Annotated in this window: 8 protein-coding genes; all 8 read left to right on the top strand. The window is 71.4% G+C overall.

The features are described 5' to 3' along the window. A partial coding sequence (locus EYQ95_RS15410; protein WP_132328103.1) for an AAA family ATPase occupies positions 1–1199 on the top strand: 1199 nt, incomplete at its 5' end. Beyond that, entirely contained in the window at positions 1186–2064 is an 879-nt protein-coding gene (locus tag EYQ95_RS15405; protein ID WP_132328102.1) for a MinD/ParA family protein, read from the top strand. The genes EYQ95_RS15410 and EYQ95_RS15405, both read left to right, overlap by 14 nt. Further along, positions 2061–2840 (top strand): RNA polymerase sigma factor FliA, encoded by a 780-nt coding sequence (locus tag EYQ95_RS15400; protein WP_370451263.1) that lies wholly within the window; start codon positions 2061–2063, stop codon positions 2838–2840. The genes EYQ95_RS15405 and EYQ95_RS15400 overlap by 4 nt, the downstream gene beginning before the upstream one ends. Positions 2841–3067: 227 nt before the next feature. Then, a complete protein-coding gene (locus EYQ95_RS15395; RefSeq protein WP_132328101.1) occupies positions 3068–3460 on the top strand; it encodes a chemotaxis response regulator CheY in 393 nt (130 codons plus the stop codon). Continuing rightward, positions 3457–4068: a protein phosphatase CheZ gene (locus tag EYQ95_RS15390; protein ID WP_132328100.1), complete on the top strand. Its 612-nt coding sequence runs from the start codon at positions 3457–3459 to the stop codon at positions 4066–4068. Before EYQ95_RS15395 ends, EYQ95_RS15390 begins: the two co-directional genes overlap by 4 nt. 10 nt (positions 4069–4078) lie before the next feature. Then, entirely contained in the window at positions 4079–5872 is a 1794-nt protein-coding gene (locus EYQ95_RS15385; protein ID WP_132328099.1) for a chemotaxis protein CheA, read from the top strand. Positions 5873–5952: 80 nt separating this feature from the next. Next, positions 5953–6273 (top strand): type II toxin-antitoxin system HicB family antitoxin, encoded by a 321-nt coding sequence (locus EYQ95_RS15380; protein WP_132328098.1) that lies wholly within the window; start codon positions 5953–5955, stop codon positions 6271–6273. A 180-nt stretch (positions 6274–6453) separates the two neighbouring features. Next, positions 6454–6729: a hypothetical protein gene (locus tag EYQ95_RS15375; RefSeq protein WP_132328097.1), complete on the top strand. Its 276-nt coding sequence runs from the start codon at positions 6454–6456 to the stop codon at positions 6727–6729. The last annotated feature ends 1 nt before the right edge of the window (position 6730 follow it).

Below are 6730 nucleotides of genomic sequence, written 5' to 3'. Positions count from 1 at the left end.
TCAGCTCGAAGAAGTCGCACAGGCGCTGCGGGTCGTCGACGTCCGGAACGGGCCCGCCGAACGCCGGCATCGCGCCGGCGGCGACGCCCGCCCTCGCCGAGCCCAGCTTCGCCGAGCTCGCCCCCGTCACTGCGCCGGTGGCCGTGCAGGCGCCTGCCGCCCCGCTCGACGCCTTCGATGCGCTGGCCGAGATGGCCGCCGTGCAGGCGCCCGCCCGGCCCGCCGTCGTGGCCGCCACGCCGGTCACCGTCGTCGCGCCGCCGACGCTGCAGGTCGTCGTCAGCCAGTCGGAGGACCCGACCATCGTCGCCATGCGCAACGAGCTCGCCTCCATGCGCCAGATGATGGAGCGCCAGATGGGCCAGTTCGCCATCGAGCGCCTGCGCGGCTCGCCGGCGCGCGCGCTGGCCTTCGAGACCCTGCAGGCCTACGGCTGCGACGATGCGCTGGCGCAGCAGATCGCCACCCGCATCGACCCGCGCATCGAGCCGGCGAAGGTCAAGCCCGCGCTGCTCGCCGAGTTCGCGCGCATGCTCAGCATCACCCGCGAGGAGCCCATCGAGGACGGCGGCGTGTTCGCGCTGATCGGCCCGACCGGCGCGGGCAAGACCACCACGCTGGCCAAGCTCGCCGCCCGCTTCGCGCAGCGCCACCGCGCCCGCGACGTGGCGCTGGTCACGACCGATATCGAGCGCCCCGGCGCGCGCGAGCAGTTGCATGCGCTCGGCCGCAGGCTCGGCATCACGGTCTGCGAGGCCGAAGGCCCCGAAGGGCTGAGCGACGCGCTCGACCAGCTCGTCGACTACCCGCTCGTGCTCGTCGACACCGCCGGCTACGCTGCGCGCGACAAGGCGCTGCTGGGCCAGGTCACCTGGCTGCGCGCCACGCGCAACCTGCGCAGCCTGCTGGTGCTGCCGGCGAACCTGCAGCCGCAGGACATGGCCGAGGCGGTGCGCCGGTACCGCATGGCGCAGCCCGAAGCCGTGGTGCTGACCAAGCTGGACGAGACCGGCCGCCTCGGCGGCGCGCTTTCGGTGGCCGTCAGGCACGGCCTGTCCCTTGCATACACCACGGCGGGCCAGCAGGTGCCGGCCGACCTCGAGGCCGCGGACGCGTCGCGCCTCGTGCTCCAGCTCGAAAAACTCCGTCGCGCCGCCGACAACCCGCTCGCCACCGAGGAACGCCATGTCGTCGCCTGAGTTCAATGCATCCCCGCGCGTTCCCGCAACGAGCGCGAACGACCCCGGCCCGGTCCGCGTGATCGCGGTGGCCAGCGGCAAGGGCGGCGTCGGCAAGACGTCGGTGTCGGTCAACCTGGCGATGAGCCTGCAGAACGCCGGCCAGCGCACGCTGCTGCTCGACACCGACCTCGGCCTGGCGAACGTGGACGTGATGCTCGGCCTGTCGCCGCGCTTCACGCTGAGCGACGTGTTCGCCGGCCGCTGCGAGCTGGCCGACACGATCATCGAGGGCCCCGGCGGCCTGCTGGTGGTGCCGGCGGCCAGCGGCAAGCGCCACATGACCGAGCTCACGCCCGCGCAGCACGTGGGCCTGGTGCACGCCTTCAGCCAGCTCGACACCGCGCTGGACGTGATGGTGGTGGACAACGCCGCCGGCATCTCCGACAGCGTGCTGACCTTCTGCCAGGCCGCGCAGGACGTGATCGTGGTGGTCTGCGACGAGCCCGCCTCGGTGACGGATGCCTACGCGCTGATCAAGGTGCTCTCGCGCGAGCGCGGCGTGACCCGCGTGCAGGTGCTGGCCAACCAGGTCGGGCATCCGAGCGAGGGCCGCCAGCTGTTCGAGAAGCTCGAGCGCGTCACCGCCAAGTTCCTCGACGTTACCCTCAACTACCTCGGCGCGATCCCGCGCGATGAGTGGCTGCGGCGCGCGATCCAGCGCCAGGAAGCCGTCGTCGACGCCTTCCCCGCCGCCCCCTCGTCCATGGCCTTCCGCGAGATCGCGCGGCGCGCCGGGCAGTGGCAGACGCCGGCCGGCCCGCGCGGGCACGTCGAATTCTTCATGGAACGCCTGATCACGTCGCCACGGAGCGCCACGGCATGAACATGACCGCCACGGCCGTCAAGGCCAATGCCTACCGGCAGACGCGCAGTGTCAGCGCGGACTTCGACGCCACCGCCGTGGTCACCCGCCACGGCGAGCTGGTGCGCCGCATCGCCCACCACCTGGCCGCGCGCCTGCCCTCGAGCGTCGAGGTCGACGACCTCATCCAGGCCGGCATGCTCGGCCTGATCGAGGCCGCCAAGAACTTCCAGGCCGACCAGGGCGCGGCCTTCGAGACCTACGCCTCCATCCGCATCCGCGGCGCGATGATCGACGAGATCCGCCGGGGCGACTGGGTGCCGCGCAGCGTGCACCGCCGCTACCGCGACGTGGTCTCGGCCACGCGCGAGGTCGAGCAGAAGAAGGGCGCGGCCGCCAGCTCGCAGGAAGTGGCCAATGCGCTGGGTGTCTCGCTGGACGAATACCACCACATGCTCGAGGACGCCTCGCGCGGGCAGCTGCTTTCGCTGGACGAGCAGATGGAGGACTTCGACGGCGAGCCGCGCCTGGCCGCCAGCTGCAACCTCACGCCCGCGCGCGAGCTCGAGCACTCGGTGTTCAAGCAGGCGCTGGGCGACGCGATCGGTGGGCTGCCCGAGCGCGAGCAGATGGTGCTCTCGCTGTACTACGAGCAGGAAATGAACCTGCGCGAGATCGGCGCGGTGCTGGGCATCAGCGAGAGCCGGGTCTGCCAGATCCACGGCCAGGCCATGCTGCGCCTGCGCGCGCGCCTGGGCGACTGGCGCGAAACGGCGGCGGAGCAGGTGGAGGCCTGAGGCCAGCCCCGGCTCCGGGTCGGCAGGGCATGTTCGCCACGGATTCACACGGATCGACACGGATGAAGAGCCACTGCCGATCCGTGTCATCCCTGCGGATCCGTGGCTGAAACGCGCTGCGGTTCGCGCCGCCAGTCCGGTCAACCGCGCCCCTGCACGTCCGGCCGCCCCCTAAAGAACCCCACCCCCGCGCCGATACCTCCGATAGTCGAGGAAACCCCACCCGCATGGACAAGAACATCAAGATCCTCATCGTCGACGACTTCTCGACGATGCGTCGCATCGTCAAGAACCTCCTCGGCGACCTGGGCTTCTTCAACACCGCCGAAGCCGAGGACGGCAACAGCGCACTCGTCGAGCTGCGCAAGGCCAAGTTCGACCTCGTGATCACCGACTGGAACATGCCCGGCATGCCCGGCATCGACCTGCTGCGCGCGATCCGCGCCGACGAGCAGCTCAAGAAGACCCCGGTACTGATGGTGACCGCCGAGTCCAAGCGCGAGCAGATCATCGAGGCGGCGCAGGCGGGCGTGAACGGCTACGTCATCAAGCCTTTCACCGCCGCCACGCTGGCCGACAAGCTCGCCAAGATCTTCGAGCGCATCGAGGCGGCGGCATGAGCACGGTGGCGGCGCAGGACGACCGTGCAGCGATCGTCGAAGTCCTCCAGGGCGCGCTGCGCGCCGTGGAGAGCGGCGACGAGGCGCGCACGCGCGCCGCCATCGACGAACTGGTGCAGTGGCGGACGCAACCGCTGGTCCAGGGCATCGTGCGCCTGGCGCGCGAACTGGCGGTGGCGCTGGGCGAGGAAGGACGTGGCCACGGCGCATCCCTGCCGGAGGCCTGCGCGCGGCTCGAGCACGTGGTGCAGCTCACCGAATCCTCGAGCATGCGCACGCTGGACCTGATCGACGAGTGCTCGGCGCTGCTGGCCAGGCTGCCCGCGCCACAGGACGAGGCCCAGCGCGAGGCGCTGGCCGGCCTTCGCACGCGCTTTTCCGAGATGTCGCTGGCGCAGGGCTACCAGGACCTGACCGGGCAGATCATCCTGCGCGTGGTCGAGCTGGTGCGCGCGGTGCACGCAGGACTCGGCGACATCGTCGGCACGCACGAGCCCCTGCACCTGACCAGCAACCATCGCGGCCACGGCCCCGCCCTGGCCGGGCTCGACGCCACGCCCGCCACGCAGGACAACGCCGACGAGCTGCTGTCCTCGCTCGGCCTCTGACGGATCGGCAATGGACGGCATCTCCGACATCTGCGCCGACTTCCTGGTCGAAGCGCGCGAGATCGTCGACCAGCTCGGTGAGCAGATGGTCGTGCTGGAGCGCCAGCCCGACGATCGCGACGCGCTGAACGCCGTCTTCCGCGGGTTCCACACCATCAAGGGCGGCGCGGGTTTCCTCGACTTCCCGCCGATGGTCACCCTCTGCCACGCCGTGGAGGACCGCCTCGATGCCGCACGCACCGGCCAGGCGGCGCTCGACCCCTTCGCCTTCGATGCCGCCCAGCAGGCCCTGGACCTCTTGGCCGACATGCTCGACTGCGTCGCCGGCGCGCGCGAGCTACCGCCGGTGCCGCAGGCGCTGATCGACCGCCTGCACGTGGACGCCGGCAATGCGGCGCCGGCCGCGCCGGAGATCCGGCTGGAGGATCTTCCCGAGAACCTCGACGACCTCGATTTCGACGCCCTGCTCGATGCGTTCCACGGCAAGGGCGCGCTGCCCGGCGCCGCGGCGGTGTCCGAAGCACCGCCGCCGGCCGCCGCCGCGCCCGCGCCGCCTCCCGCGAAACCGGCACGCACCGCCAGCGAAAGCACCGACGGCGCGCGCGCGCAGGCAGCCCACGACGCCGGCGAAACCACCGTGCGCGTGGACGTGCGCCGGCTGGATGCGATGGTCAACCTGGTCGGCGAACTGGTGCTCGCGCGCAACCGGCTCAAGACGCTGCGCCCGCGGCTGCGCGACGAGGACCTCGACCGCGCCGTCACCGCGCTCGATGCGGCCACCGGCCGCCTGCAGTCGGCGGTGATGATGGCGCGCATGCAGCCCGTGGGCCGCGTGTTCTCGCGTTTCCCCAAACTCGCCCGCGACGTGGCGCGCCAGGTGAGCAAATCGGTCGAGCTCGAAGTGGTCGGCGCGGAAACCGAGCTCGACCGCAACCTGGTCGAAGCCCTGTCGGACCCGCTGGTGCACCTGGTGCGCAATGCCATCGACCACGGCATCGAAGCGCCCGAGGCACGCCGCCTCGCGGGCAAGCCCGAGCAGGGCCACGTGCGCCTGTCGGCCCAGCAGGAAGGCGACCACGTGCTGATCGAGGTCCGCGACGACGGCGCGGGCATCGACCCCGACCGCATCCGCGACAGCGCCGTCCGCAAGGGCCTGGTCGACGCCGAATCGGCGGCGCGCCTGTCGGCCGACGACTGCCTGCAGCTGATCTTCCTGCCCGGCTTCTCCACCCGGCAGGAAGTGAGCGACCTCTCCGGCCGCGGCGTCGGCATGGACGTGGTGCAGAGCAGGATCCGCGAGCTCTCGGGCACCGTGCAGATCCAGTCCGAACCCGGGCGCGGCACCCGCATGTCGATCAAGGTGCCGCTCACGCTCGCCATCCTGCCCACGCTGCTGGTGGAGATCGAGGGCGACGTCTACGCGCTGCCGCTGGTGCGCGTGGTCGAGGTGCTCGCGCACCATCCGCGCAGGACCATGTGGATCGACGGCCAGAGCGTGCTCGACCTGCGCGAGCAGCCCACGCCCGTGCTCGACCTGCGCGCCTGGCTGGACGTGGCCCCGAACGCATCGGAGTCGGCCACCGGCGTGGTGCTGCAGGCCGGCGAACAGCGCTTCGTGCTGGTCGTGGACCACGTTCGCGGCCGCGAGGAAGTGGTGATCAAGGCACTGCCGCGCACGCTGCGCGGCCTGCCGGGCTATGCCGGCGCCAGCCTGATCGGCGACGGCCGCATGGCACTGATCCTCGACGTGGATGCGCTGCACGAAACCGGCGTTCGCACGCGACGTGCGGTGGCGAACGCCTGAAGCGGGAACGACGGCCGCTTGTACCGGCTGGTCACGCGGCGGTCGATAAGGTGCAGGCTTCGTTGTGAAGCAACCTGCCGATGCACTATCTCGCCTTCGTCCAGCGCGACGAGTCCGGCGGCTATTTCGCCACCCTGCCCGATTTCCCCGGCTGCGAAGCCAGCGCGCCGTCCTGGCTGCAGCTGGAGGACGCGATCCGCGGCGCCGTGCGCGCGCACGTGTCCACCCGCACCGAGCCGGTGCCCCCGCCCACGCCGATCGAACTGCTCACCGAGGACAGCGCGCCGCCCGACAGCTGCTGGATGCAGGTGGCGCTGTTCTCGCACGAAGTACGCCCGGCCCGGCGGCGCGCGCGCGAAGTGCGCACCGGCGCGATGCTGGAGTCGCGCCTGCGGATGTAGACGCGCCATTCACGCCCGCGCGGACGTCGACATGCACTTCACGCCGTCGCCACGCGCCCTTGAACGGCTTGAACCGGGGCTGCACGCGCAAGCGCGATCGCAGGCGTTTTCTCGTTGCCCACAAGCGGCATCCCGCAGGCTGGAGGCTGTTTCTGCGACGAGGCATCCGCCGCATACGCCATGCACGATCCCATGCCAGAGCGACGCCGGCACATCCGCTCGCGCGCCGAGCTCGAGTTCCAGCTCGCGCGCATCACGCTGGCCCTGAGCCGCGCCCCGATGGCGCGCCGTGCCGACGTGGGCGAATGGTTCGACGAGGCCGCCGGCGCCCTGCTCGAACACGCCGCGCCGGAACATCGCGAGTATCTGGAAGAACGCGTGGCGGACATCCGCTCGACGTTCTTCCACGACACCATGCCGCCCGCGGCGGACGCCCCCGGAAACCGCCTGGACTGAC

Source organism: Lysobacter sp. N42, from assembly GCF_004344885.1.
Note: the sequence above shows the minus strand (reverse complement) of the source record. Positions and strands in the feature narration are given on the sequence as shown.

What these genes read in the sequence shown, in the direction of transcription:
- EYQ95_RS15395 (WP_132328101.1), top strand. Translation starts at nt 3,068, where the DNA reads ATGGACAAGAACATCAAGATCCTCATCGTCGACGACTTCTCGACGATG.
- EYQ95_RS15405 (WP_132328102.1), top strand. Translation starts at nt 1,186, where the DNA reads ATGTCGTCGCCTGAGTTCAATGCATCCCCGCGCGTTCCCGCAACGAGC.
- EYQ95_RS15375 (WP_132328097.1), top strand. Translation starts at nt 6,454, where the DNA reads ATGCACGATCCCATGCCAGAGCGACGCCGGCACATCCGCTCGCGCGCC.
- EYQ95_RS15385 (WP_132328099.1), top strand. Translation starts at nt 4,079, where the DNA reads ATGGACGGCATCTCCGACATCTGCGCCGACTTCCTGGTCGAAGCGCGC.
- EYQ95_RS15390 (WP_132328100.1), top strand. Translation starts at nt 3,457, where the DNA reads ATGAGCACGGTGGCGGCGCAGGACGACCGTGCAGCGATCGTCGAAGTC.
- EYQ95_RS15400 (WP_370451263.1), top strand. Translation starts at nt 2,061, where the DNA reads ATGAACATGACCGCCACGGCCGTCAAGGCCAATGCCTACCGGCAGACG.
- EYQ95_RS15380 (WP_132328098.1), top strand. Translation starts at nt 5,953, where the DNA reads ATGCACTATCTCGCCTTCGTCCAGCGCGACGAGTCCGGCGGCTATTTC.